The sequence below is a fragment of the Parasutterella excrementihominis YIT 11859 genome, from assembly GCF_000205025.1.
GTDB classification, from domain to species: Bacteria; Pseudomonadota; Gammaproteobacteria; order Burkholderiales; family Burkholderiaceae_F; genus Parasutterella; species Parasutterella excrementihominis.
The window spans coordinates 18,636-44,430 of record NZ_GL883754.1 but is presented as its reverse complement, the minus strand read 5'-3'; the positions used below and the strand labels follow the sequence as shown (position 1 = coordinate 44,430).

Sequence of the window (25,795 nt, the reverse complement as noted above, 5' to 3'; positions counted from 1 at the left end):
AGGCCGAGGAACAGAATTCTCGGCCTTTTAGTTAATCGCATTGGCTGAATTCGATAAACTTTCTTTTTTCCAAAGAAAAGACCAAGGCAACTCGCAGTATTTGCTCTTCTAGCTCTTGAAGGCCGTATTCCTTTCTTTGTAACTGCAAAATAGCTTCTTTGAGAAGCTCTTTGCCGTCGTTTTCGGAATTGCAAACTTTGAATTCGAAAACCCAGTAACGAACACCGACTTTTACCTCGAGGTCACTTCTTCCTTTCGCGTTATGGTGCTCGACTATCGGGTTCAATCCGGCACCAGAAAAGAATACTTGAACGAAAGCTCTAACCGATGCTTCATCTCTTATCGGATACTTTTGATAATCGATAGAGCCGAAAAGCTTGTTTAAGAGATGGAAGATATCCTCAATATTCTCAGATGCAAGTCGGTGCGCTATGTTGTCAGCACCAACCTGTTCAACAGTATGCCCTGCTAACAAACGCTCTGTATATAGTTGTGCCATCGAGGTCTTAACTTCCTCGTTAGGATAACCAACGTAGGCAGTAGTTCCAACTATATTTTTTAATGTCAAATATCCGGCTTGAGTCAGGAGAGCCACATCAGATAAAGTTTTGATGTCGGAAGAGCTGGTAAGTTCAGTTAAAGCAATGCTTTTCAGTTTTCCATATTCTTCGGGATGCCGAAGGGCATGGGACTTCAAATATTCCAGCAAAGCATATGGGCGCCCGCCGCTTTCAAACCAGTAGTTCTTAAAACCTCTTTCAGGTTCTGCGAAAAAGGAAAGAAGTGACCATGGAGCAAAAACTTTTTTGCTGACAGTTTCTTCAAAACAGAAGCCGTCGTATTGGGAAACCAACTTGTCTAATAATTGGTCAGACTCAATACCTAACGCTTTTGCAGAACGATCTAAATAATTTTTAAAATATTCCACAACCTCTTCGTGGGTATAACCAAGAAGACTGCCATAGCGAGGAGATAACGAGATATCGGTAAGTGTGTTCAGTTCAGAAAAAATACTTGTCTTATTAAATTTTGTAATTCCCGTCAAGAATAAGAAGCGAATTACGCCCTCATAATTTTTAAAGCTGGCATAAAGGCGAGAAAGTTTTTTTCTAACGAAATCAAAAAGTTCTGGATTGTTCATACAAACTGTCAAAGGAGCGTCGTACTCATCAATGAGGACTACGACGGAATTTGACGGCTGTAGCCCAAGCCAGTAGATAAAAGAAGAGAATCCTCCGAAATTTGGCTCTTTTGAAACTGTAATTTCATTCTGAGCCATCAAGATCGCGAAGTATTCGTCCAGGAGAATAGAAAACTCTTCTTCTGTTGAGAAATCCTTCAGGTTGGAAAAATCTAATCGGATAACTTTGTAAGTTTTATCATTCCAAAGTTTCTCAATTGCTAGGCCTTTGAAATCTCGCGTTCCATGTTTGAAAAGTGATTCGAACGTAGAGACTAAAAGTGACTTACCGAAACGTCTAGGTCGGGCAAGAAAAACTTTTTCAAAAGTTGTAATAAGTTCATAGAGCAGATTAGTCTTGTCGACATAAATCTTTTCCAATTCTCTTAACTTATGAAAATCTGACACACCTAACGGTAGTTGGGAAAAAATTTTGCTTTCCATACCATCCTCTTAACCTAACCTTGAGGCGACACCCTTCGGTAGAGCTGCACCGGAAAAGACGCGGATTTATCTATCACCTTTACTTCAAGGCTAACCTGAATAAGTCTAACAAGCAATAAGTTACAAAGAAAAAGTCTCGGACGTCATACAAGTCCATGGTTCCTAGGAATTGGATTTTTATATTAAGACAACAAAGATTTCATAGGAAGTTGAGTCAATAAGTCAGCTTTTCAAGTAATTTAGCAAGAATTCAAAGAAAAACTAGCAGAAAAATAAAAAAGGTCGAAGACCCAAACATCTTCGACCCTAAAAAAATTGACCAAGGAGAATTAAACAGACAAGTTACGGAACCTTAAACCCGAAGTTGTGACACTGCTCACAATAGTTTTCGGTTTGGCCGTGCTGCACGTGGCATAACACGCAATCCAGGTCTTTACCATAGTGAGGTGAAACATGCGGATTTTGTGGTTTAACATTGGCTGTTTTTGCAGCAACTGCGTTCGGATCATGGCAGACGATACATTGAGTCTTGTCAGGATCTTTAACTTCATTGTTGGCACCATGGCACTGCTGGCATTGGACGCCTCTTGCAACGTGACGGTCCGCCCCGAAATTGCCGGCAGCGTAGCTCGGCAGTGAGAGAATACAGCCGAAGGTAAGGATCAAAGTTAGAACGGATCTGATCATTTGTAGCTCCTTAGGCAAGCCGAATCTCCGGCTTGCCTATGAGGGGTTTACTAAATCTTACTGTTTGGCGACAGACTGACCGGCAATGCGGCCGTTAACCAAGCAGTCAAGAATAGCGTTGCAGCCTAAACGGCAGTCGCCGTGAACACCGCCGCAAGCTTCACCGGCAGCGTAAAGCCCGGGAATCGGCTTCAGATCGCCGGCGTCAAGGGCTTGACCCTGCGGATTGGTGACGATACCGCCCATGCAGTGATGGATCTTAGGCATAAGTTCTGCAGCGTACCAGGGACCGGTCTTCATCTCTGTGCAGTCGGCGTTATAAGTCTTGCCCAGAGAGTCAACTTCAATCTTGTTGCGGACGTTTGCGTTGTACTGATCTACTTCTCCTTTGAGGACATCATAGGGTGTGCCATAGTACTTGGCGACAGCCTCCAGGGTGGGGAATTCGAGCAGGCCCTTTGTTGCCATCAGCTTGGGAAGCGTTCCGGGGCGGTTCTTTTCAAGCTGCTTGGCACCGCGGACATCCGTTAAAGAAATGCACTTGTGGCCGATATTGTTCAAAGCGATAATTGCATCAGAGCGGACTTTTCGGTTGCCTAATTCATTGATGAAACGTTTTCCGGTGTTGACGTCAACCCAGATGCCGTAAGGAGCGGCACATGTCTGAGAGAACTGCCACATGTTGCCCATGCTCTTTTCATAGGGGCTGCACCAGGGAACAACCTGAACGCGGTCGGCTTGAATCATCAAAACACCGTTTCTTGCTGCTTCCTTCCAAAGTTCACCTGTAGCACCGCGATGGTTAGTAGTATCGAATTTATCAGTCAGTTTCGGATCCTGAACTTGGCGATAGGCAATATCGGCGCCGAAACCGCCATGGCAAAGAACAACACCCTTGTTGGCCTTGATGAGCTGGACGGTACCGCTCTGAGGATTCGGGAAACGGTATCCTTTGCGAACCTGAAGTCCGAGCACGCGGCCGGTTTCCGGATCTCTAATAATTCTTTCAACGTAATTGCGAGTACGCAGCTGAGCGCCGAGTTCTTTGCATTTTGCGAGTTCGGCATTCACAAAGCCGGCGCCGGAACCTTCTTCGGAAATCACGGAACGAGGATATCTGTGACCGCCGTCCTGAGTAATGATCGGACGGAATTTAACGCCGATTTCATTAACCAGCCAGTTGTAGTTATTCAACATGTTATCGGCCAGGACCTGAATTTTTTCGGGGTAGTTGAAGCCCAGGCCTGCTGCGAAGGTATCGGCCTTCCACTGTTCGACGGAGTCCGGGATGTTGGCTGCTTTTTGCTGAGGGCAGCCCACTGCGGTCATTTCTCCGCCGTTGATGATGGAGTTGCCGCCATGAGTCGGCATTTTTTCAAGAATGATAACTTTAGATCCCGCCTTTGCGGCTTCGTAGGCTGCGGCTAAACCAGCAAAGCCGGAACCTACAACGATAACGTCAACTTCTTCGTCCCATTTCTGAGGAACGGGAGCGGGGTTGGCAGATGCCTTGGCTGCGAAGGCAGACGAGGCAAGAGCTGCAACGGAGGCACCGAGAAGGTTGCGGCGAGAAAATTGAATGTTCTTCATTTGTTTCTCCAAGTGAGTTGAGGAAGAATGTTTGTTTAACTTCTGGAGTCATTGTGCACTTGGAGGTGTCCTGGGACTTTTGACAATCGTCAAACTTTCTTCTTTTTTGTGTCCCGGGACAATTGATAATAATCAAAGGTTAATCATTTTCATTCTTCGAATGAGTGTTTTCCAGGATGTGAAGGCCGGCGGCTCGGCCTCCCACAAGAGCATCGATGAGACTATGGCATGGAATTCTGCTGCGTCCGAAAATGCCGCCGGTTGCTTCTCCTGCCGCATAGAGGTTAGGGATGATTTGGTTTTTGTTGTTTAATACCTGCATACTGAGGGTAGTTTTTATGCCGCCCATGCAGTGATGAACCTTCGGCCTGATTTCAACAACAAACCAGTTCGTTCCATTTAACGGAAAAGTGTTGGAAAGATTTCTTTGGAACTCATCAATTACCGCGTTGTTAACGCAGGTATTGTATTTCTCAACCGTCTTGACGAGTTCGGTATAAGAAATACTGCTGTTGACAGCAAGAGCTTCCAAGCTCGGAAATGAGCGAATGATTCCACGAAGTTTTAATTCTTCGGTTGCTTGAAGATCGTCCGGTTGGTGTTCAATTGCGTTCTGAGTCGTAATCCCGAAGATTCTGTGCCCGTTTTTGATTTCTTCTAAAAGCCGCTCCGATCTGAGTCGCTGAGAGCCTCTTTCGTTAACGAAACGCTTCCCCTTGTTATTGACCCAAATACCATAGAACGCTGAGTATTGCTCGATGAAAGGCCATGCATCTCCCAGCCCGATTTCGTCCGCACTAATCCAGCTCAGCGCCTGAATTTGATCTAAATCTACCGTCTTGATTCCTAGTCGCATGGCCATTCGAATGGATTCGGCGGTTGCACCCGGTTGGTTTGTCGTGGCTAATAGTTTTCCCATCGACGGGTTGACCATTTCCCTAAATTCCTCGTCGGCTCCGAAACCGCCGAAACACAGAACAATGGCTCTTCGGGCCCGAATTTTTATCTGAGTGCCCGAGGCCGGATCAGGAAATTTGTAGCGAGTACGTACAAGAAGACCTTGAGCTTCACCGTTGGGTCCGAAAAATATGTCTTCGACCAGACTGTTATTGCGGATCTGAACTTTAAGGTTTCTGGCGTACTCAATACCCGATGAAAATAGAGCAAAACCTGATCGAGGAATGCTGAGCAGCCCCCTGGGAACGCTTTGTCCTTCGTCAAACTGTAATTTGTCAGGATTCCAGCGGGTACCCCATTTTTCCTGAGTCCATTTCCATGTGCTTAAGGCATTTTGCGCTAAGAAACGAACTCTTTCCTTGTCAACAGTCTTGCCTGCGCGTATTAAGTCCTCCGCCATCATCTGCGGGGAATCTTTTATTCCCATTTTTAACTGGACAGGGGATCCCGGAACGGCAACGTCGCCCCCGCTGATCACTGTATTGCCGCCGAGAGAATTCATTTTCTCCAGCATGAGAACGCTTAGACCGCCTTCTGCAAGCGTTGCTGCGGCGGCTAAGCCGGCAGCCCCGCTTCCGACCACGATCGCATCCACGGTCAAATCCCATTTGGGATTCTCTTCGGCATGCGTTGTAGGGCAACAAGTGCCAAACAAAAGAAATTTCAAGAGATCTCTGCGGTGGAACATGGTTAGCTTAATCTTTAAGAATGCTTCGTATTTTTTGCATGAACAGACTGATTTCAGCCGGAGTATTGAGCTGAAGTTTTTGCCGGATATGAACTTTATAGTTCCTGACGGTTTTGCTTGAAACCCCTAACTTTCTGGCAATATCTGAGTTGAGGAACCCTTCTGCGACCAGAAATGCGACCTCTTTTTCCTGAGGCGTAAGATTTTCATAGAAGGAAACCAATTCTCCGGGGGTGTAATTTTTAAATAGCTGATCTGCCTGGCCGTCCGTACCAAGCGTAGAGGAAACAGCTTTTAAAAGTTCCGAGACACCGGTTGCCTTCCTTAAGAAATTCACGGCCCCATGCTTCATGGCTAAAACTGCGCTGTCCACGTCTCCGTGTCCGGAGAAAAAGATGATGGGAAGACGGGAACCTCTTTTGTTTAGCTCAGTCTGAAGCTCGAGCCCGGACATCCCTTCCATTTTCAGGTCAAGAACAATGCAGCCGGGAACGGATATGGCATCTTCTCGTAGCATTTCTTCTGCACTGCAATAGGTAACGCAGTTCCAGCCGTTTTGTTCCAAAACTTCTTTTAACGTCGTACGGATGCTTTCATCGTCATCTACGACCCTGATTATTAACGAATCAAACATATTTTCCTTAGGCCGAAGTGTTTTTAAGTACAGCAGAGGCGGCGGACTGAGACGCTGAAATGAGCTCTCTGTCCGCGCTTCTCAACGTAATTGTGGTAATCAAGCTTCTTGTCTTAGAAAGGGTAAATGCGATTTTTCCTTCGTTTTTTTCGATCAAGGAACAGACAATGTCGAGTCCGAGTCCAAGTCCGTGTGCCTTAGTGCTCACTCGGGACTGCGAGGTGATATTGTCGAAAGCTGCCTTTGTAAGAGGAGAGCCGTTATCAGTAATGGTTAGAACCACGGAATTGTCTGTGCTGTATTTTAATGAGCAGAAAATCATTGATTTTTGCTCAGTGCTAGATGCCTCAAAGGCATTTTTCAAAAGATTGTGGACGACGAGCTCGAGCTCAATCTCATCGAAATGAACATAAACCGGGCCGCTCTTACAATGGTTCTCAAACTTCACATCAGCTTTCTTTGCGTAGACTTCACAAGCTTCTTTGGCAGCCCGCAATAGATCCGAGACGGTTTTCCTTTGTTGATTCGGTTTGGAATAACTTCTTACCTTATCGACAATTTTGCCGGCTTTCAGAGCCTGCGTTTCGATGGATTCCAGCTGCTCCTCAATCGATTCAAGTTCGTCGGAATCGACGGAAGTATTGTTCTCAAGTGCAGAATCGATCCTGCTGCGAAGCATATAGGTAATATTTTGAATGGCAGCAAGAGGGGTGTTTAACTCGTGGGCAACGATGCTCGAAAGCTGACCGACCAGGGAGCGTTTTTCCAAGAACTCTATCCGCTCGGCCCGTTTTTGGGCTTTTCTTTCGGCCAATCGCTGGTTGACAAGCGAGCGTCTTAACTGGTGGGTCCGTTTCTGAACGGTTTTCTCTGTCATCCAGCCGTGCGTCAGAAGCGCAATAATCAGGATAAAGATGACGAAAAAAACGGGCCAAAAGATATCCCATGTTCTCTTGAGTGTCCAGTGCCGCAGGTATTCATAAGAGCCGATTCGGAGCTGCTCGGACAGTTTCTCAATACTGCTCATGTTGGCGGGGGCTGTCCATCTTTGTCCCCAGGAGTCCGGGGGCATAGAAAAGAGCGCTGCCATAATTTCGTGTACGGTTTCTGCAGGCAGTTTTGTATTGGCTACAAGGGTCGGACCGGGATAACTTTCAGAAGACTTCAAAAACGCAGGCCCCGCGTAAGGCCCGGAGAGGACGCGAATGTCTTCCAGAACGTTGGCTGCATTTGCCTTTTTGATGTCTTCTATGAGACCTGCACGAATAAAGCCCGCTGAAGCTCTCCCTTCCGTAACTTCTCGAATGACATTCTTTTCGTTCAAATCTCCTAAGAAATAAACGTGATCCTTTGTGAGTTTGTCCGTATCGGTACCTAATTTTTCGAGCTCCCTGAGACAGGCTAAGAAGCCCTGCACGGAATGTTTGTTAGCTGATGCGATGGGAACGTTTGAAAGCTCACTCAGTGACTTAATCGGACTACTTCTCTTAACAATGACGGCACAGGCGGTACCGGCATCCGGATCGGGCGCTTCTCTTGAAACCATTGTCATCAGCAGACGATGCTGACGAGTTTTCTCATCAATGAGGTAGCCAGAAGGGAAAACGGCTAAATCAAGTTTTCCTTCATCGAAAGCCTTTTCGATGTCATCCACAGAGATCCATTTGGCTTGGAAAGAATAGGTAGGAATTTTCCAATTTAAGTAGTTGAGAGATTGTTCTAAAAATCGGGAAGCTGACCATGGATGAGACACCAAAGGAAAACCGATGGTTATCGGCGCCTCTGAGGCAAAGACCCTCCAAGGAAAAAGGGCGCAGCAGAAGACCAAGGAGGCGATGAAATATTTTCGTTTCCTTTGAAAAGCGGCGTTGCAAAATTCGAAACAAAAAGGCATCACTGCGGTTCAACTGAGGTCAATACGTTTATTTGGACTCAAGTCTAAAGAGAAGAAACATCAAAGAATATTGGTGATTCAACTGAAAGAGAAACTCTGTGTCGTATTAACCTCGGCCGAGACCGAAAGTTCCCTGTGGGTAGCAAGCTGAAATCTGAAAGAAACTCTCTACTGCAAGAAATCGGCTTCTCGATATTGCCTTGACACGGTGTCAGAAGGAACCATAATTGCGTAAATCGCCTTGCGGTCCACAGAGACTTCCTTGATTCTCAGCATGACTTCACTGCCGACCCTAAGGTGACGCGTGTGCCGCATGTTTAAAAGAAAGATCAGCGTCTCATCCATCTTGAGATAGTTCTCGGAAATCTCACTCAGTTTCCCGTGAAGGATGCAGCCGTCGCGCGCCACTTCATTCCAGTCCGGGGATTCTTCCCCGGCCATCTGAACTATTTCGAGAGGAGTCATGATTCGAGCGGGGCGGCGCAGAAATTGCTGAGCTTTTGCGACGGTATTGGGTAATGGCAGTCGTCGCGCAGTAGAAGGGTTTCTTTCTCCGGCAGATATGCTGGGTGCGACAGGTGAGGCCGTACCTGTCTTCGGAAAGGATAAAAAGATCGCGCTAAGCGCTAACGCACGGATTCCGAACGTCGGATCCAACTGGGCAACGAGGGATTTGTGAGGTTGAAGAGACTCATGTTTTGGCTGAATTTCAGCCGCAGAGAGTTCCCGAATCTCGGGCGCTTCCCAGGCTTGAGCAATCGATGCGAGTAGAAGAGCCGGCAGCAGAGAGAATACTTTAAGTTTTGTCATATCAGCTCCTTGCCGATGGTTCGAACTTTGTTCTAATAATTTGTCATTTTTATTTCGAACAATTCAATTTTAGATCTGTACACGGCGATTTGTTAGACAATTTTCTAGGGGTTTTCATCTTCGGGTTTTCCTGTTGTTATTTTGTGAAATAAGCCTGCCTTTAGTCTTGAAATGAGCGAAGGACAACCCTGTCAGGTTCTCTGCCTAGGATACTTACTAAAGTTAGTTACATATTTACTTCCCGTGCTTACAAAAACCAGCTTTGTAGCTTTTTAAGCGACACGGGGTGCTAGAAAAGAGGTACAACGTGACAATCAATCATTTCAGCCGATATTCGATGCTGTCAGCCGCCGTGCTTTGCGGAGTTTTAGCTCTAAGCGGATGCGATAAAGATAAAGAAGGATCTGCGGCGAGAGGCCCGAGCCCGGTTTCCGTTGTCAAAGTAACACGGCATGATGTGCCGGCGGACATGACCTGGGTCGCAAAAACTGAAAGCTCTCGAGCGGTTGAAATCTATAGTCGTGTCAACGGATTTTTGGATGCCAGAAAGTACACCGAAGGCGGCATGGTGAACGCCGGCGATGTGCTTTTTCTGATGGACAAGAAGCCCTTTGAAGTACAGCTCTCCGAAGCACAGGCATCTTTGGATTCGAGTCTTGCAGCTCATGAAGTAGCAAAAAGAAATTTGAATCGTATTCGTCCTCTCGCGAAGCTGAAAGCGCTGAGCCAGACTGATTTGGATCAAGCAATAGGTGATTTTCAAACCACGGCAGCTGCAGTTTCCAATGCTAAAGCTCAGGTGGAAAACGCAAAACTTAATCTTTCTTACTGCACGATCACTTCTCCTGTGACGGGTTACGCCAGCTCTGCACTCCAGACGGATGGTACCTACATCAACATGAGCAACGCACATTTGGCGACTGTTTACACCATGTCTCCGATGTGGGTAACATTTTCCATGTCGGAAAACGAAGAAGCGAAGATTAATCAGGAAGTCAAAGAGGGTATCCTCCGCCGTCCTGAAAACCATGACTACGAAGTTCAGCTCGAACTGGCCGGCGGAGAAATTTATCCGATTACCGGCCGCGTGACTTTCTCGTCACCGAATTTCAACCCGAGTACAGGTACGTTTGAACTCCGTGCTTCTTTCGAAAATCCGAATAATCAATTAAGGCCTCAGCAGTATGTGCGTGCCATCGTGAAGGGGGCGACCTATGTTAACGCGATCGTCGTGCCTCAGGTCGCCGTGCAGGAAGGGAGCAAAGGGCATTTTGTCTGGGTTGTTACCAAGGACAACAAAGCTCAATTTCGTCCTGTCGAAGTCGGCAGCTGGATCGGAAACGACTGGCTGATTAAAAACGGTCTGGAAGAAGGGGACAAGGTTGTGACCGAGGGTATGATGCTTTTGGCTAGCGAAGCTCCGGTAAAGATTGTCAAAGAAGTGGACCAGAAACCTGCTGCTGGCGACAAGGCTAAGAAGTAAAGGGGGTCGGTATGTTTTCGAACTTCTTTATTAAGCGACCGATTTTCGCCATCGTCGTATCGCTGGTGATTGTGATTTCCGGCCTGATTTCCATGTTCCAACTGCCGATTGAGCAATATCCGAACATGGCACCGGTACAGATTATGGTTACAGCCAGTTATCCGGGAGCCGATGCGAAGACCGTGGCCGAAACCGTAGCGGCCCCGATTGAAACGCAGGTTAACGGTGTTGACAACATGATATACATGACGAGTTCCTCGTCATCTACCGGCACTATGATGCTGACCGTTTTCTTTGATATCGGAACGGATCCGGATATTGCCCAGGTGCAGGTACAGAATCGTGTCAATATCGCACAGCCGTACCTGCCGAGCGAAGTAATCCAAAACGGCCTTCAAATTGAAAAGCGCTCTTCTTCAATTCTGATGTTGATCGGTATTTACGGCAAAGGCGACCGTTATAGCCGCGATTACATTAATAATTACGCCAATGTTTATGTTGTAGATGCTATTAAGCGTGTTAAGGGCGCCGGTCAGTCTGCTGTGATGGGCAACGCCAATCAGGCCATGCGTATTTGGCTTAATCCGGACCGCATGGCATCTTTGGGCATTACCACCTCTGATATCAACTCCGCCGTTGCAAACCAGAACAAACGATTCGCAGCCGGTAATATCGGTGCGGCTCCTGCGCTCCCCGGAACTATCCAGACTTTCCCGGTCATTGCTCCGTCTCCCTCGGTTGATCCGAAAGGATATGAAGATATCATCATCCGCTCGAACCAAGATCAAAGCGCCATTGTTCGTCTAAAGGACGTAGCGAGTGTCGATTTGGGGTCTCAGAGCTATGATGTTTCTTCCAATATGAACGGCTTACCGACGAGTTACATTGCGGTTTACCAACAGGCCGGCGCCAACGCGCTGGATGTGGCGAAAAATGTTCGAAAGACATTAGAGCAACTCAAAGCAAACTTCCCAGAAGGCTTAGATTACAAGGTCGCTATCGACACGACAGAGTTTGTTCGAATTTCTATCGATGAAGTAATTAAGACGCTGTTTGAAGCAGTGCTTCTTGTTATCGGCGTGATCTACATCTTCTTGCAAAGCTTTAAATCCACAGCAATTGCGTGCACGGCCATTGTGGTCGCTTTGACTGGTACTTTCGTGGGAATGCTGGCGCTTGGGTTCACGATCAACCTGCTGACGCTGTTTGGTTTGGTGTTGGCGATTGGTTTGGTGGTGGACGATGCCATCGTGGTGGTGGAAAACGTCGAACGCAATATGTCCGAAAAAGCCATGAATCCGATCGATGCAACCATTCTGGCTATGTCGGAAGTCTCCGGCCCGATTATCGCGACGGTTTTGGTCTTGGCCAGTGTGTTCGTTCCGGCAGCCTTTATGGGCGGCACCACCGGTATGCTCTATAAGCAGTTTGCTATCACGATTGCGATCTCCGTTTCGATTTCCGGCTTCGTCGCTTTGACGCTGACGCCGGCCCTTTGTGCTGCTTGGCTCTCCCATGAAGAGCCGAAGACTCACGGCTTCTTCTTCCGTTTCAACCAATTGTTCGGACGCTTGACGGTGAAGTACGGGGAATGGACGAGAGCTTTGTTCCGCAGAACTTTGCTTGTCATTATTTTGTTCGCGGGAATGGGCGTTGCTATTTTTCAGATGTTCCGAGTGCTCCCGACCGGTTTTGTGCCAAGTGAAGACCAAGGCTACGTTCTGGCAGCTATTATGCTTCCTTCCTCTGCCAGCTTGCAGCGCTCAACAGAAGCCATGGATGCTATTGAAAAAGCTTTGGATCCGGTTAAAGGGATTGAAACCAAGAACTCCATCGGTGGTTTTTCTCTGCTCGACGGAGGAGTGAAAACCAATGCCGGTACGTTCTTCATGACTTTGGCTCCGTTTGATGAGCGCTATAAGAATTCTCAAACGGCTAAAGAAATGAGTGCCGATGCGATCATGCAGCAGATGCAGTATCGCGGCATGGCCTCACAGATGCAGGCGTTGGTCGTTCCGATCAACCCGCCGGCGATTCCGGGATTAGGTACGACAGGTGGTTTTGAATTTTGGATTCAGGATACCGGTAGCGGGACGCCTCAGCAGTTAGGTGATGTGCTGAACAATTTTTTGCAAAAAGCTCGTCAGCGTCCGGAACTTACCGGTTTGACCAGTACTTACAACGCCAACAACCAACAGCTCAAAATTAACTTTGATCGTGATAAGGCCCAATTGTTAGGTTTGAGTACTGCAGACGTCTTTAACACGCTTCAAAGCCAGTTTGGCTCAGCAATTTCCAGTCAGTTTAGCCAGTTCTCACGCGTTTGGTTCGTGATTATGCAGTCCGAACCGAAGTATCGTGCAAAACCGGAAGACATTGACAAACTTTACGTTCGCAACAGTAACGGGGAAATGATTCCGCTGAGTGCCGTTATTACGACGGAGTACACGAACGGCGCAACCTCCTTACCGCACTACAACGGTTTCCCGGCCGCTCAGGTGATCGGTAATGCCGCGCCTGGTTACTCTTCCGGCCAAGGTATGAAGGCCTTGGAAGAAGTGGCGGCCGAAGTTCTTCCTCCGGGCTACACCTACGGCTGGACTGGAATCAGCTACGAACAGCAAAGTTCCGGATCTTCTTCCGCAATTGTGTTTGGTTTCGGTTTGCTGCTGGTATTCCTGGTGCTGGCTGCCCAGTATGAAAGCTGGGCGCTTCCGGGTTCAGTCATCTTGGCGGTGCCGTTCGGCGTCATCGGTGCGCTGCTGGCGACATGGGCTCGCGGTCTTGAAAACGACGTTTACTTCCAGATTGGTATGCTGGTGATGATCGGCTTGGCGGCGAAGAACGCAATTTTGATTGTGGAATTTGCGGTTGAACTGAGACATAAAGGCATGGACTTGGTGCGCGCGGCTATTGATGCCGGAGAGCTTCGTTTCCGTCCGATTATTATGACGTCCTTGGCGTTTATCGGCGGTACTATCCCGTTGGCCGTCGCAACAGGCGCCGGCGCTGCTTCCCGTCACTCTCTGGGAACCGGTATTGTGGGCGGTATGATCGGTGTGTCGACGCTGGCTCTGCTGTTTGTTCCAATTTTCTATGTCTGGTTTGAAGGCTGGGCCGAACGCTCCGGAGCGAAGAGCGCTTTGAAACTGGCCGCTAAGCTTTCCTCTAGAAATATTCCGATTACAGACAAGCTTCGTACTGCCATTCTGCGCGGCCCTGGCACCGTTTATGATCCGAATGCAACCGTGAAGGTTTCTCCTTCAGGAGAGTTAACGGTGATCAACTCTCCGGGCTTTAATCCTGAAGGGGTCGAAAATCAGGATATCGGAATCGGAGATCTGACATCGCAGGAGCAGAAGGCGAATGTTGAATCCGCAGACAAGCTGACTGACCTCGAAAGAGAGAAGAGCGTCAAAGAGGATAAGACAGAAATCACGAAGGAAGTTCTATCTGCAAACGAAGTCTCCCAGAAGACAGCCGATGCCAAGAACAATAAAGGAGAGGGCAAATGATAAATCGGCGCACATTTTTAGCCGCGGCGGTCAGCGCCGCAGTGCTGACCGGCTGCGCAGTCGGTCCTGACTATGATCGCCCTTATGTTCCGGTGCCGAAGGATTACCGTCACATCCAGAGCGAGGAAGCGGATCTCGGCCTCTTGAAAGCAAGGTGGTGGACAGAATACAACGATCCTAATTTGGACTTCTTCGTCTCCAAAGCCATTGCCAACAATCGAACATTGCAGCAGACCATGGCAAACGTCGAGAGGGCAGCGGCTCAGCTTACCGTGGCTCGATCCAATCTTTTTCCGCAGCTTAACTACTCGGGCGATCTCGGAAAGTCAAAAGCAAGCTTGAATACTCCGACCGGGGCGGCAATGGGAGATAAGCCGATCAAAAGTTATGAAACTCTTGCCTCGGCCTCTTGGGAAATCGACTTGTGGGGCAAGATTCGGAGGCAAACTGAATCTGCTCGGGCAACTCTGAGAGCCACGGAAGCGGCGCATCGCGCGGCAATTTCATCGGTGATCGGCTCTGTGATCAGTACTTATCTTTCTATTCTTACGACGGAAGAGCAATACAAGATCGCCGTAGAGACAGCGGAAAGCTATCACAAGACTTATCAGCTCTTCCTCCTGCGATTTAAGCATGGCAATGTTTCCGAGATGGAAGTTGCTCAGGCTTGGTCGCAGTGGGAAAGCGCGATGGTGCAGATTCCGCAGATTCGGCAGAACAATACGGAATTAAAGAATTCGCTGTCCGTTCTTACCGGAGTGCCGGTTGACGATTTTCCGAAATTCAAGACGCTAGATGAACTGAACGTTCCGGCAGTCGTGGCGGGAATTCCCAGTCAGCTGCTGGAGGAACGCCCTGACGTGATCCAGGCCGAAGAGCAGCTTAGGGCAGCTAATGCCGATATCGGAGCCGCTAAGGCGTTGTACTTCCCGTCTATCTCACTTTCCGGAGGCCTCGGCTTTTCCAGCGATCAGCTGAAAGAACTGTTTAAAGGTCCGTCCAAAGTTTGGCAGTACGCCGGCAATATCAGCGGTCCAATTTTCCATTGGGGCGCTGTAACCGCCGGAGTCCGCAGTGCCGAGGCGCAGCAAAAAGCGCTTTTGGCCGCTTATCAGCTTGCCGTATCTACTGCATTTGCAGACGTGGATAATGCACTCAGTCGGCGCCAAAACGTGATTGAAGAGCTGCGCAGCAAACGCAGCCTCGTCATGAGCTTGGAAGACTACTCGCGCCTTGCTAACGCTCAGTATCAAGGCGGTTACACGGGATATTTCACTGTCCTGCAGGCAGAACAATCTTTACTGCCGCAGCAAATCTCTCTAGCTGAAGTGAAGTCTCGGGCTTTGAATTCGGTTGCGCAGGTATATCAGGCGTTAGGGGGCGGATGGATTGACCAAGCCTTAATCGAGGAGCAGCAAGCGATTCGAGAAATCGAAGAGGCGGAAAAACTCAAAAAACAACCCATTAAACCAACAACGGCGCAGCCGATGCAGAAATCGGCTGACGGCTAGCCTGCAAAACTAGACGCGGCAGGTCCGCAATAATTTCTTATTTAGAAGTATAGAAAGCGGTGGGTAGGATTAACAGCCCACCGTTTTTTACTAAGGCAAAAAAGAAAAAAATCCGACGCCGCGCAGGCGCCGGATAAGCAAATGAGTTTTAAATGAAGGAGCTCTGCCGTGACATAGGAGGAAAACACGGCGGCTGCAACCTCATCTCATGCAACACCAAAATCTTTCATCCCCTTCAAATGAAAGACTGTGAAGACCCAAACGGATGTCTTCAGCGCGGTAATCTACACTCATTGTCCGAACAATGCCGTCATAAAATGTGTTAGTTGTGACGTTTTGTGTCGAACAGCCCCCCTTGAAAGAAAATGAAAACTCTTTCGAATTATCAAGGTGTTCAGTCTTGTTCAATCATAAAAGTTAAATCAAGTTCAGCTTGGGATGATTGAATTTGATTCAGATTTTTTTTGAGAGTTAAGGAAATGCTGAAAGGGAGGGACCTATTTCTTCGGTTAGTCCGTTTTTGTTAGCGTCGGATGGAAAGTTCCAGTCTTCCTTAAAAACTGTATAAGTTTCTCCAGAGCGGAAATTTTTCGGCCGGGATGCTTTAGAAGCCAAACGGGTGCGTTCGGAATATGCCAATTTGGAAGTAAGTGACGCAACTTACCGTTTTTTGCTAAGGGCTCGGCGGCCCAAAGCGGTATGCGGAGGGCAATACCCAAACCTTCAACCGCGGCACTGATCATAGCTTCATTAGAATTAATTCTTATTTGAGGCTCTACGGTAATGGTTATGCTTTGGAAAGGCCCCTGCAAGAGGACTTTTTCGCTTTTTGAGTGGATTAGCGGAAGTTTTTCTAACTGAGTCGGATCAGAGATCCTTTTGTTTTGCGCAATGAAGTCAGGAGAGGCAAAAATTCCATATGAAATGCTTGCGATATCGTATGCAATCATCCTGACATTTGGCAATGTTTGGAGGCAAACTATGAGATCAAAATTTTCAGGCTGAATATCGTTGATGTTTTGGTAACTGTTGATTTCGATGCGTGTGTGATTAGAAGATTGGAGTTTTTCAAACTCTGCGAGAGGCTTAGCGATAAGCCCTGTCAATGCCCCGGGAACGGCAAGACGGATAGTCGAAGATCTGATTGAAGTATTTTCAGTTTCAGAGAAAGCAGTATTGATGTCATGAAGAATTTTTATGGCTTCTTTGTATTTTTGAGCGCCTAGCCATGTCGGACGAACACCGGAGCGGGATCTTTCCAGTAATGGTTCCTGTAGCAGATGTTCAAGTTTTGTAATTTCTCGGCTGACAACGGCAGCGTCGGTGTTGGCAGCGGCAGAAGCCGCAAGAATGCTTCCTTTTTCAACGGTAAGTATAAAGAGCTGCCATTGACGCAGTGTTGCCCTATGTTCAGAATTATTAGAGACCATGATCGAAGACGAGTTCAGGGTTTGAACGCCATTTTTCAGCAATGAAGTCACACAAGGCTTCCACAGCTGAGGATGGTTTTCGGCCGATGGGAAGAAGCAAGCTAACAGGAGACGGCTCAGGCTCCCAGTCGGGCAGAACGTGTATGAGTAATTTGCGTCGGACTAATTCCATGGTGTCATACCTGAATGCATGAACACTTATTCCGGCGTCAAATAATGCGGCTGTCCTTGCCGCTGTATGATCTTTTAGTCTAAGTTTGGAGTGGATCGGAACGATGACGCGCTCATTGTCTTTCAGGAGAACTAAGGGCGCTCCGTTGACTAAATCATTGCCGCCTAAAAGTTCATGAAATTCTAAATCCTCCGGAGTTTTCGGTACTCCATGTTTTGCCAAATAGGCCGCCGATGCAACCATCATACGGCGCATTTCACCGAGTTTTCTGATGACGGCATTGGAACATGGATAAAGCCCGTGATTGATTCTGATATCACACTCCGGAGGAATGATGTGCATTGGACCAAGAGTCAGCGTTAGGTTAACAAAAAGTTCGGGATTTCTTCTTTGGAATGCAGTGATCCATGGAATGAGCAAACCATTGCCGATAGCGTTGGGCGCTGAAATTCGGATTGATCCGCTGATGCTCCCTTCGGGTCGAGAGACAGGGGCTGAAAGTTTGTGAAATCGCTCTAGGAGGGGTTGAATCTTTTCTAAGAAAAGGCAGCCTAAAGGTGTCAACTCGCTGCCGTTTTGGTTTCGGATAAAGAGCTTTCCAATGGATGTTTCAAGTGAAGAAATGCGGCGTGAGACGGAAGCTTTTGAAATATGAAGCTGCTCAGCGGTTTTTCCGACACTGTTAAGTCTTGCGAGAACAACGAAGGTTTCAAGGGTTTCAATTGTGTCAAGGTTACGCATGATGTTCCGTTTAGATCAAAACGTTGTCACTCTTTGATATCTTACCGTAACGCAATCCAATCTTCACAATGGTGACATAACGATAACCCATAGGAGAAGATTATGACTTGGACTGTCTGGGCAGCCATTGTTATCGTCATTTTGACAGTGGCAGCTCTTATCAAACGCTATGAGACACGCTTGGTTCTGTTAGCCTCCGGCTTTCTTATGACCTGTTTGTCTTTAGATCCGATGCAAGGTCTGAATGCATTTGCAAAATCTATGACAAACAGCGGGTTGATCATGGCAATTTGCTCTGCGATGGGCTTTGCTTTTGTCGTTCAAATGACCAAATGCGATGTTCATTTAGTGAAGCTTCTGTCGGCTCCGTTAAGTAAGCTTGGTTTGCTGCTGATACCTGCTGCTACGGCAATTACCTATTTCATCTGCATCGCGATTCCTTCAGCGGCCGGGTGCGCGGCGGCCGTGGGTCCGACAATGATTCCCTTATTACGCCGAGCCGGCGTCAGCCGTCCCGGAACTGCCGCCGCTATCCTCGGAGGGACGTTCGGATCCATGCTTTCTCCCGGTCTTTCTCACAATGCCTATGTAGCAAAGATGGCGAATCTGGATGTTATCCAGACAATCGGCGTACACATGAATTACACGTTGGTATGCGGCGCCATCTCGATGATAGGTGTGACGATTATGTGCATCTTACTGGGCGACTATAAGCCGGGCTCGGTTTCCGAAACTGAATTAAATGAGGAAAGTGAGGTTCAGCGTGTGAATGTTTTGAAGGCCTTAGCTCCGCTGGTTCCAGTTCTGATTTTGGTTACAGGGAATTTATGGCTTCCCGCCATAAAAATGGGTGTAGCTCAAGCCATGCTTGTGGGAGCTATTTACACGTTGGCGGTTACTTTGGCTGATCCTCAGTCTTTCTCTAAACGCTTTTTTGCGGGCATGGGCAACGGCTATGGTGAAGTTCTCGGCATCATTATTGCTGCCGGTGTCTTTGCTGCCGGTTTGAAAGCGTCGGGCCTTATCGCAGTCTTCATTGAAGTTCTTCGAGGCTCGAATGAGATCGCTCGTTGGGGCGGCTCACTTGGGCCTTTTGTGATGGGTGTTATTACCGGTTCCGGAGACGCAGCAGCATTTGCATTCAATGAAGCCGTTACACCCCATGCACCGAGTTTCGGCATGACCGTTCCGACTTTAGGAACAATGGCCGCTTTGGCCGGAGCTCTTGGAAGAACTATGAGTCCGATATCCGGTGTCGCTATCGTGATTTGCGGTCTGGCCGGGGTCAGCAATCCAATTGAACTTACAAAACGTCTGGCAATTCCGATGATCATTGCCGTCATCTTTGTCGCATTAGCGATGGTTTAAGGAGAACAACATGGATTACATCAAAAACGCAGTCAAACTGAGACGAGAACTGCATCAGATACCCGAACTCGGTTGGGGTGAATTTTGTACTACAGCAAAAATTTTGGAGACAATCGAACCGCTTGGCTGGAAGACGTTTGTCGGCGTTGAGCAGATCGGTCTCGATGCTGTCATGGGCAGGCCGGAAGATTTTGTGGAAAAAAGCAAAAAGAGGGCACTGGAAGAAGGTGTCGACCCGACGCTCATTGAAAGAATGCACGGATATACGGGCACCATTGCGGAATTAGACACAGGCAGACCGGGCCCCGTCACAGCTTTGCGTTTTGATATCGACTGTGTCGGTGTCGAAGAAACGGACTTAAAGGATCATCTTCCCAATAAAGAGAATTTCAGATCCCGTCATGCAGGAGTTATGCATTCGTGCGGCCATGATGGACACACGGCAGTCGGATTGACCATGGCGCAGTGGATTGTCGATCACAAAGATCAGTTGTGCGGAAGAATTAAATTGATTTTCCAGCCGGCCGAAGAAGGTGTGAGAGGAGGAGCGGCTCAAGCGGCTTCCGGCCTCTTAGATGACGTCAATTATTTGTTAGGTGCGCATTTGGCAATGATGTGTCCCACCGGAGAGGTTTGTGTGTACCCCGAGGGCGTATTGTGCACAACTAAGTTAGATGTTCGCTTTAAAGGTCGGCCCGCTCATCCGACAATGAGTCCGCATCTTGGTAGGAATGCTTTGGCTTGTGCCTGTACTTGTGTATCCGAGCTTCTTGGAATGGCACGCCATGGAAAAGGTCTAGGATGCATTAACGTAGGAATGATGCAGGCCGGTGAAGGAAGAAACGTTATTCCGGTACATGCTCAGGTTCAATTAGAAGTACGCGGAGAAACAGCGGAAATCAATGATTTCATGGTCGATCAGGCCAATCGCATTGTTAAAGGCACCGCTTTGGCTTATGACGTGGACTATGAAGTTGAAAAAGTCGGAGAGGCCGGTGAACTCAATAACGATCCTGAGCTTGCTTCTTTAGTGACGGAAGTTGCAGGAAGTCTGCCGAGTTGCGAACGAGTTGTCCAGCATAAAAAGTTAGGTTGTTCCGAGGACTTTACGATGCTTGCAACACGTGTAAAAGCTGCCGGAGGAAAGAGTGAGTTCTTCGTTGTAGGAGCCGACAGAACAGCAGCTCACCACCAGAGAGAATTTGATTTTGACGAAAAAGGACTTGAAACCGCATTTGGAATTTTCAAAGGATGTGTGTTGAAACTTAACGGAATCTAATTCTCTAACTCACCTCAAAACCACAAGAAACGGGCCCAATTTTGGGCCCGTTTTAGTACTTGCTAAGTATTAGAGGAGATTACTTGCGGGATTTTTTGATGGCGGCAGTTGCACCGTCTGCGGCATCCACACCGGAGATGATGGCCCAGGAGTTCATCATAGCGGTCATAGAGTCGGCGCCGTTAGCACCACCAACTACGCAGCCAGCTCCGAAGAGACCGGGGATGGGCTTACCGCCTTTCCCTAAAATCTGCATATTTGCATTGGCTTTCAAGCCGCCCAGTGTTGTGGCAAAACGAGGCTTCTGTTCAACAATGTAATACGGAGCTTTAATGAGCTCTTTCGGATCTTTACGATTGAACTGAGTGTCTTTGCCGGCGCTTGCCATTTCGTTCCACTGTTTGACAGTAGCTTCAAGTCCTTCAGGATTGATACCCATGACTTTAGCCGCTTCAGCCAGATTATCCGATTCAACCATCACCGGTTTCCCGTTGTTCTTAATGGCAAGCCATTTACGAAGAACAGTTTCGTCCGGAACCAGTTTGTCTTCAATGCTCTTAGCCAGATAACGGTCATAGCCTGTTTTATCCATGACTAAGTACATAATCTTGTCGGGCTGAGCTACGGTGATATCTGTGAGTTCTCCTAAAGAGGCGCGCTCATTGATGATACGTTTACCCTGACTGTTGACATAGATTGCACCGGTATCATTGACCGTAGCCGTGGAACTGGCAGTCGCTGCAAGGCCGTGGTTCGGAACGGTCTCAACACCCTGCGGATAGACTTTTACAAGATCCATATTTATGTTTTGCGCGCCGAGTTTTCTGGCCATTTCGTAACCTTGACCGGCATCACTGTCTAAACCGTAGAAAAGGTAGCCTTTCAAAGTCTTCGGGAGCATTTCTGTCTTGGCGCCAAAACCGCCGGAGGCTAGAATGGTTTCTTTAGCGTTGATCGTGATCTTGTCCCCATCGGCGTTGACAGCCTGAACTCCGTTAACGCGGCCTCCCTTGTAAATTAAAGAGGTGGCGCGAGTTTCCATCAAAATTTTGCCGCCGTGGTCCGTAAAGATACGGGCCATTGTTCTGATGAAATTAGGAGAGCGACCTGTTACACCAAGTTGGCGTGAGGCAGAGTGGTCAGGGTATTGGGTTGCCGCAGGACCGTAAGGAATCTTGAGGTCGTCAATCAGCCAGTCGACGACTGAACCTGCTTTTTCAGTGACCATTTTGACTAAAACCGGGTCATTTCGATTCTTGCCGACATGCATGATGTCTTTATATGCGAGTTCCGGAGAGTCCTTGGTTTCTTTCATGACATCGCGTTGATAGCGGGAACCAGTCGCAATTAAGGTTCCGGCATTCAGAATCGTGTCGCCGCCGAGGTACGGCATTTTTTCAATCAGAATGGTGGGATTTCCGTTCAACTGAGACCGAACCGCTGCAGCCATTCCGCTGGCGCCGGAACCGACAACGACAACGGCTGTCTTGTAGCTAATATCAATGTTGGAAGCCGACTTCTTAATCGGCGCCTTGTAGAATTCGTTCGGAGTACCGCCCGCGGCCTTAACCGCGTTTGTCGCAGCAGCTTGAATTGCCATGGAAGACAAAGTGGCACCGGCGACGTTATTTACCCGCAGGGACTGGCGGGCAACGATTTCGGACGGAATGCGAGCAATTGCAGCATCTCCGATCATTGCGGATTCGCCGGATTTTACGACTTTAACATTTGTGATCTTTCCTGCTTTGATGGTTACGGCAACGGTTACGGGACCGTTTTTGCCGTTGGCTGTGCCTTCAAACGTACCGTCCTGAACAGCGGCCTGAGCGTAGGAAGCAACGGCCAAAGAAACGGCGGCAGAAGTCAGCAATGTTTTAAAAATCATTGAGTTATCTCCTTTTCATATGAGGTTGTTAATCTGTGTCGAATTGTAAATGTTTTAGATGAAAATAGATAGAATTTCCTACGTAGTTTCACCTAAAGACCGGGGATAAGCTTCGGAGAATGCGATTAACTTATTAAAAATATAAGAAAAAATTTTTCATCTTTTCGGATTAATATTTTTTGAGTGCGGTGAAAATACAAGTCAATCTTGTGAAAAATACTTTTTAGCAATCCTATTTTGAGGTGATTAGGAGAGTAGGGTTTATACCTAATATAGTATTTTTATTTGGTCTGTAAAGCTCGTCTCAGGTGTTGTCAATGCAGTTACGTTCAGAAGGTTCATCGATTCGATTCGTTGCAATTAGTTTGCTTATATTTACCGCAGCTAGTTTTATCGGATATTGGTATTGGAGTCCGTATTACGCTGCGGATCAAATCAAAAACGCTATCGAGTCCGGAGATACCGCAAGGATGAGTAAATTTATCGATTTTCCGAAGGTTCGCTTAAATATACAACGGCAGATTAATAATCAGATTGATCTAAAACTTCGGGAGTTTCAATCTCAGCCGGTAACGACAAAGAACCAAATCGATCTCTATTCTTTTCAGCTTGTTGACCGCTTAGTTCGAGATCTGGTTACGGAAGAAGGAATCGCAGCCTTAATCAGCGGAAAAAATAAATTAACTCGGAATTCTTCTTTGAATCCCAATGACGGTTTTAAAAACGTTCATCTTCAAGCAAAAGTCGCTGATAAGGGTATGTTAGGAGTGGACGTTGAAAAGAAGTATGGAGACAGTGTCAATCGCTTTTATGTTACTTTGAGCGGGAAGAACAGGCCCGACGATAAGGTTCTTATAACCCTGTCTAGAGAAGGTTTTTTCTTTTGGAGAGTTACAAACGTGCTTCTGCCGTTCGGGACGTAACTTACATCTCTTGAAAAATTCTTAACTCTGTGAAATGGCCGGAACCCTCTTTTAGTTGACCTAATTTCTTTTCCTCGGCTTGACGTCAGCATTGAAAGGAACCAAACTAAGTTTGCTGTTGAGGACACTCCGAAACGAACGAAATCTGTTTTGGGCGCAAAGATGCGAAAGAGGTACGATTTTCCCCTCTATGTAGCCGCTCTCCTAAGGTAGTTAGGATGTGCATTGAAGTTCATCTTCAGCGTAACCGTAAATTTTTTCTAAGGAAGTTGAATGCCGTTTGTATTTGCTCAAGCTTGTGTTCCGGCGGTTCCCGTTTGGGGCGAGAAGGACCGATATTTTCCTGTACATCGTGTTTACGCTATTGCCGGCAACTACGCGGATCATCTAGCAGAAATGGGGCGCGTTGAAAGGGCTGAACCGGTGTTTTTCACAAAGCCTTCTGACGGCCTTGTTGTTTGCAAGGAAGGAAAAAGCGTAGAGATTCCTTATCCTCGAGAAACGAATTCTTTTTGTCTTGAGGTGGAACTCGTCGTTGCGATCGGCAAAACAGCACCTGAAACTGGTTTCATTACGCCTGAAGAAGCAGAAGAATATATTTTCGGTTACGCTGCAGGCGTCGAGTTCACGCGCCGCAATTTTCAAACAATCGCTAGAGAGAACCGCCAACCTTGGGAAAAGGCAAAGTGCTTTGACAACTCAGCATTAATTACCGAGATCAGAGAAAAGCACCGAATGCCGGATATGGATGCGGCAACGCTCTGGCTCTATGTCGATAATCAGGAACGACAACGAGGCAACACAAGTCAAATGATGCACAGCATCCCTGAACTTGTTTCCGAGGTTTCTAAGTATTGGCGACTGACAGCGGGGGATCTAATTTATACGGGGACTCCGAAAGGGAGCGGACCGATTGAAATCGGACAATCCTTTGAAGGCGGCGTAAACGGCGCGGGAAAATTTTCCGGAAAGGTTTTTGGTCGCTAAGACAAGTCTTTGAAGCAGGAAAGGCTAGTTTCGAGTTTTCTAACTAGCCTCTTCTAGAGATGTCAGGAACACACTTTGCAGAATTTTTGTATTCCTTTATCGCTATAAGTAATTGCTTGATTTCCTCTGCGGATGGTTACGGTAGTTCCGGTGTATCCGATAAGTTCGCCAACTTTGCTGAAGAGCATAACGCCGCGCTCGTTATAAACGTTAACGCTATTGCCACGCTGTACTGCACTTCCAATTGCCATCTTTTTCCCCCTTGTCTTCTAACATTCCGAGAGTTCTCTAAGACTCCTGTACGGAATATTCTAGTTCGGAGAGGTAAGGAAAGAAACTAAAGATTATTACCGGAAGAAATCGGTGTTACGGTTTCCTTGATTCCTTTAAATTCCGCTCGACTGCGGCTTAAGATGCGGCGGAAGAAGCTTCTCACCATCGATCAAACCTCTCTTGCCCATCATCTCTGCAATTGCAGAGCCTAGCTCAGCCACAGCACCGGCGTAGAAATAGCTGCTGTTGTAGCGAAGAACTGCTGTGAAATTTTTTGTACCGACTCTATAAAGTTTTTCAAAGTCCAAGGATCCCGGAAGATAAAACGGATAGTCAACAATGAAGACCGGCATATTTCCTGCAAAATGTTCGTCATTGTCCAGCGGCTTCACACCGTTGCTTATCAATTGATTCCAAGTAAAGCGGGGATTGGTGCCGCCCCCGAACTTAGCCGCTTGAGCCGGTGAAATATCCGCCTCAATTAACATGGGCAGCCCTTCTACCCATCCGTGTTTGCTCAGATAGTTGGCAATAGAGCCGATCGTGTCAGCGGTGGAATGATTGATGTCGATTTTTCCGTCACCGTCAAAATCCACGCCGAATCGTTTGATAGAGCTTGGCATGAACTGCGGCAAACCGACGGCACCAGCATAAGAACCTTGTACATCAAAAGGCTTAAGGTCATTTTTGTAAAGGATGACTAAAAATTCTTCCAGCTCTTTCTTAAAGAAGTCGGCTCTGCGTTTGTAGTCAAAACTCAAGGTGACCAAAGAATCGAGAACCTTCCAATTGCCCGTATTTTCTCCATAACGTGTTTCCACGCCGATGATGCCGATAATAACGGCAGGGTCAACATGATAAATCTCACGGGCACGCTCCAAGGAAGTCTCATTGTCTTTCCAGAACTGAACACCTAAATTCAAGCGGTGAGCTCCGAGAAAGATATTTCTGTACTTTTCCCAATCTTTGCGGGTGTCTTTTGTACCGGGCTTGGTACGCTTCGGTGTCATCAGACGCTCAATTTTGGGCTGATAAGTGGCCTGATCAAGAACGGCAGCGACCCAATCCTGGTTGAGTCCGCGGCGACTGCAGACGTCTTGAATGAATTTTTTAACTTCAGGCCTTTTGCTGTAGGGCAGAGCTTTTTCGGCGGAAGTGGAGGACATAGATTGGGCCAAAGCCAACCCGGAAAAAGCGGCGAGCCCTGAAATACCTGAGATAAGAATTGATCGTCTGAGCATAAGCGCCTCCTAAGTCCTAGTTAGATTACCCGAATTTTTTCCGAATTGTACGGGCATGGTGTAACGGTCGGAAGAAAAAACGGACTTCAGCAACATTGCGTGA

General features: G+C 47.5%; 19 protein-coding genes. 7 read left to right on the top strand and 12 right to left on the bottom strand.

Translation table 11 applies throughout. The annotated features are described in order from the left end of the window. Window positions 1–31: 31 nt before the first annotated feature. From HMPREF9439_RS10150 to HMPREF9439_RS10120, 7 genes are all read right to left on the bottom strand, one after another. The gene (locus HMPREF9439_RS10150) at window positions 32–1,624 is read right to left on the bottom strand and encodes an AAA family ATPase (protein WP_008811081.1); all 1,593 of its coding nucleotides are present in this window, start codon (window positions 1,622–1,624) and stop codon (window positions 32–34) included. A gap of 342 nt (window positions 1,625–1,966) precedes the next feature. Beyond that, window positions 1,967–2,311, bottom strand: a complete 345-nt coding sequence (locus HMPREF9439_RS10145) for a cytochrome c3 family protein (protein ID WP_008811082.1) — start codon at window positions 2,309–2,311, stop codon at window positions 1,967–1,969. 57 nt (window positions 2,312–2,368) lie between these two features. Further along, on the bottom strand, window positions 2,369–3,901 hold the full coding sequence (locus HMPREF9439_RS10140; RefSeq protein WP_008864789.1) for a flavocytochrome c: 1,533 nt from the start codon (window positions 3,899–3,901) through the stop codon (window positions 2,369–2,371). A 139-nt stretch (window positions 3,902–4,040) separates the two neighbouring features. After that, window positions 4,041–5,525, bottom strand: coding sequence for a flavocytochrome c (locus HMPREF9439_RS10135; RefSeq protein WP_157645885.1), 1,485 nt, complete (start codon window positions 5,523–5,525; stop codon window positions 4,041–4,043). Between the two features lie 28 nt (window positions 5,526–5,553). Continuing rightward, the gene (locus tag HMPREF9439_RS10130) at window positions 5,554–6,180 is read right to left on the bottom strand and encodes a response regulator transcription factor (RefSeq protein WP_008864787.1); all 627 of its coding nucleotides are present in this window, start codon (window positions 6,178–6,180) and stop codon (window positions 5,554–5,556) included. Window positions 6,181–6,187: 7 nt separating this feature from the next. Next, window positions 6,188–8,074, bottom strand: a complete 1,887-nt coding sequence (locus HMPREF9439_RS10125) for a sensor histidine kinase (RefSeq protein ID WP_008864785.1) — start codon at window positions 8,072–8,074, stop codon at window positions 6,188–6,190. Between the two features lie 168 nt (window positions 8,075–8,242). Next, window positions 8,243–8,884 (bottom strand): hypothetical protein, encoded by a 642-nt coding sequence (locus tag HMPREF9439_RS10120; RefSeq protein ID WP_008864784.1) that lies wholly within the window; start codon window positions 8,882–8,884, stop codon window positions 8,243–8,245. Window positions 8,885–9,191: 307 nt separating this feature from the next. Between HMPREF9439_RS10120 and HMPREF9439_RS10115 the strand changes: the two genes are divergently transcribed. The 3 genes from HMPREF9439_RS10115 to HMPREF9439_RS10105 are packed head-to-tail and all read left to right on the top strand — an operon-like array spanning window position 9,192 to window position 15,393. Continuing rightward, a complete protein-coding gene (locus HMPREF9439_RS10115) occupies window positions 9,192–10,367 on the top strand; it encodes an efflux RND transporter periplasmic adaptor subunit (protein ID WP_244862438.1) in 1,176 nt (391 codons plus the stop codon). A gap of 11 nt (window positions 10,368–10,378) precedes the next feature. Further along, window positions 10,379–13,882 (top strand): efflux RND transporter permease subunit, encoded by a 3,504-nt coding sequence (locus HMPREF9439_RS10110; RefSeq protein WP_008811089.1) that lies wholly within the window; start codon window positions 10,379–10,381, stop codon window positions 13,880–13,882. Further along, complete coding sequence (locus HMPREF9439_RS10105) at window positions 13,879–15,393, top strand: efflux transporter outer membrane subunit (protein ID WP_008811090.1); 1,515 nt, start codon at window positions 13,879–13,881, stop codon at window positions 15,391–15,393. The genes HMPREF9439_RS10110 and HMPREF9439_RS10105 overlap by 4 nt, the downstream gene beginning before the upstream one ends. A 509-nt stretch (window positions 15,394–15,902) precedes the next feature. Here the strand turns inward: HMPREF9439_RS10105 and HMPREF9439_RS10100 are convergent. Both HMPREF9439_RS10100 and HMPREF9439_RS10095 read right to left on the bottom strand, forming a co-directional pair. Next, window positions 15,903–16,874 (bottom strand): LysR family transcriptional regulator, encoded by a 972-nt coding sequence (locus HMPREF9439_RS10100; RefSeq protein WP_244862437.1) that lies wholly within the window; start codon window positions 16,872–16,874, stop codon window positions 15,903–15,905. After that, window positions 16,813–17,736 (bottom strand): LysR family transcriptional regulator, encoded by a 924-nt coding sequence (locus HMPREF9439_RS10095; protein WP_008811092.1) that lies wholly within the window; start codon window positions 17,734–17,736, stop codon window positions 16,813–16,815. The genes HMPREF9439_RS10100 and HMPREF9439_RS10095 overlap by 62 nt, the downstream gene beginning before the upstream one ends. 102 nt (window positions 17,737–17,838) lie before the next feature. On the opposite strand from HMPREF9439_RS10095, the gene dcuC reads away from it, so the two are divergent. Together dcuC and HMPREF9439_RS10085 are read left to right on the top strand one after the other, a co-directional pair. Further along, window positions 17,839–19,104, top strand: a complete 1,266-nt coding sequence (gene dcuC, locus HMPREF9439_RS10090) for a C4-dicarboxylate transporter DcuC (protein ID WP_008864780.1) — start codon at window positions 17,839–17,841, stop codon at window positions 19,102–19,104. 10 nt (window positions 19,105–19,114) lie between these two features. Next, window positions 19,115–20,383, top strand: a complete 1,269-nt coding sequence (locus tag HMPREF9439_RS10085; protein WP_008811094.1) for an amidohydrolase — start codon at window positions 19,115–19,117, stop codon at window positions 20,381–20,383. A 79-nt stretch (window positions 20,384–20,462) separates the two neighbouring features. Here HMPREF9439_RS10085 and HMPREF9439_RS10080 read toward each other — a convergent pair whose 3' ends face one another. Next, window positions 20,463–22,268, bottom strand: coding sequence for an FAD-dependent oxidoreductase (locus HMPREF9439_RS10080; protein ID WP_008864779.1), 1,806 nt, complete (start codon window positions 22,266–22,268; stop codon window positions 20,463–20,465). Window positions 22,269–22,585: 317 nt separating this feature from the next. On the opposite strand from HMPREF9439_RS10080, the gene HMPREF9439_RS10075 reads away from it, so the two are divergent. Beyond that, window positions 22,586–23,191 (top strand): DUF2939 domain-containing protein, encoded by a 606-nt coding sequence (locus HMPREF9439_RS10075; RefSeq protein WP_008864778.1) that lies wholly within the window; start codon window positions 22,586–22,588, stop codon window positions 23,189–23,191. Between the two features lie 273 nt (window positions 23,192–23,464). After that, window positions 23,465–24,178 carry a fumarylacetoacetate hydrolase family protein gene (locus HMPREF9439_RS10070; protein WP_008864777.1) on the top strand — a complete coding sequence of 238 codons (714 nt, stop codon included), beginning with the start codon at window positions 23,465–23,467 and terminating at the stop codon, window positions 24,176–24,178. 62 nt (window positions 24,179–24,240) lie between these two features. On the opposite strand, the gene HMPREF9439_RS10065 is transcribed toward HMPREF9439_RS10070, so the two are convergent. Next, entirely contained in the window at window positions 24,241–24,429 is a 189-nt protein-coding gene (locus tag HMPREF9439_RS10065; protein ID WP_021867523.1) for a hypothetical protein, read from the bottom strand. Window positions 24,430–24,564: 135 nt separating this feature from the next. Then, window positions 24,565–25,692 (bottom strand): lytic murein transglycosylase B, encoded by a 1,128-nt coding sequence (gene mltB, locus HMPREF9439_RS10060; protein WP_008864775.1) that lies wholly within the window; start codon window positions 25,690–25,692, stop codon window positions 24,565–24,567. Window positions 25,693–25,795: the final 103 nt, after the last annotated feature.

Excerpts from the sequence above, each read along its gene's own strand:
- HMPREF9439_RS10150 (WP_008811081.1), bottom strand. The coding sequence starts at position 1,624 with ATGGAAAGCAAAATTTTTTCCCAACTACCGTTAGGTGTGTCAGATTTT.
- HMPREF9439_RS10145 (WP_008811082.1), bottom strand. The coding sequence starts at position 2,311 with ATGATCAGATCCGTTCTAACTTTGATCCTTACCTTCGGCTGTATTCTC.
- HMPREF9439_RS10140 (WP_008864789.1), bottom strand. The coding sequence starts at position 3,901 with ATGAAGAACATTCAATTTTCTCGCCGCAACCTTCTCGGTGCCTCCGTT.
- HMPREF9439_RS10130 (WP_008864787.1), bottom strand. The coding sequence starts at position 6,180 with ATGTTTGATTCGTTAATAATCAGGGTCGTAGATGACGATGAAAGCATC.
- HMPREF9439_RS10125 (WP_008864785.1), bottom strand. The coding sequence starts at position 8,074 with ATGCCTTTTTGTTTCGAATTTTGCAACGCCGCTTTTCAAAGGAAACGA.
- HMPREF9439_RS10120 (WP_008864784.1), bottom strand. The coding sequence starts at position 8,884 with ATGACAAAACTTAAAGTATTCTCTCTGCTGCCGGCTCTTCTACTCGCA.
- HMPREF9439_RS10110 (WP_008811089.1), top strand. The coding sequence starts at position 10,379 with ATGTTTTCGAACTTCTTTATTAAGCGACCGATTTTCGCCATCGTCGTA.
- HMPREF9439_RS10105 (WP_008811090.1), top strand. The coding sequence starts at position 13,879 with ATGATAAATCGGCGCACATTTTTAGCCGCGGCGGTCAGCGCCGCAGTG.
- HMPREF9439_RS10095 (WP_008811092.1), bottom strand. The coding sequence starts at position 17,736 with ATGCGTAACCTTGACACAATTGAAACCCTTGAAACCTTCGTTGTTCTC.
- dcuC (WP_008864780.1), top strand. The coding sequence starts at position 17,839 with ATGACTTGGACTGTCTGGGCAGCCATTGTTATCGTCATTTTGACAGTG.
- HMPREF9439_RS10085 (WP_008811094.1), top strand. The coding sequence starts at position 19,115 with ATGGATTACATCAAAAACGCAGTCAAACTGAGACGAGAACTGCATCAG.
- HMPREF9439_RS10080 (WP_008864779.1), bottom strand. The coding sequence starts at position 22,268 with ATGATTTTTAAAACATTGCTGACTTCTGCCGCCGTTTCTTTGGCCGTT.
- HMPREF9439_RS10075 (WP_008864778.1), top strand. The coding sequence starts at position 22,586 with ATGCAGTTACGTTCAGAAGGTTCATCGATTCGATTCGTTGCAATTAGT.
- HMPREF9439_RS10070 (WP_008864777.1), top strand. The coding sequence starts at position 23,465 with ATGCCGTTTGTATTTGCTCAAGCTTGTGTTCCGGCGGTTCCCGTTTGG.
- HMPREF9439_RS10065 (WP_021867523.1), bottom strand. The coding sequence starts at position 24,429 with ATGGCAATTGGAAGTGCAGTACAGCGTGGCAATAGCGTTAACGTTTAT.
- mltB (WP_008864775.1), bottom strand. The coding sequence starts at position 25,692 with ATGCTCAGACGATCAATTCTTATCTCAGGTATTTCAGGGCTCGCCGCT.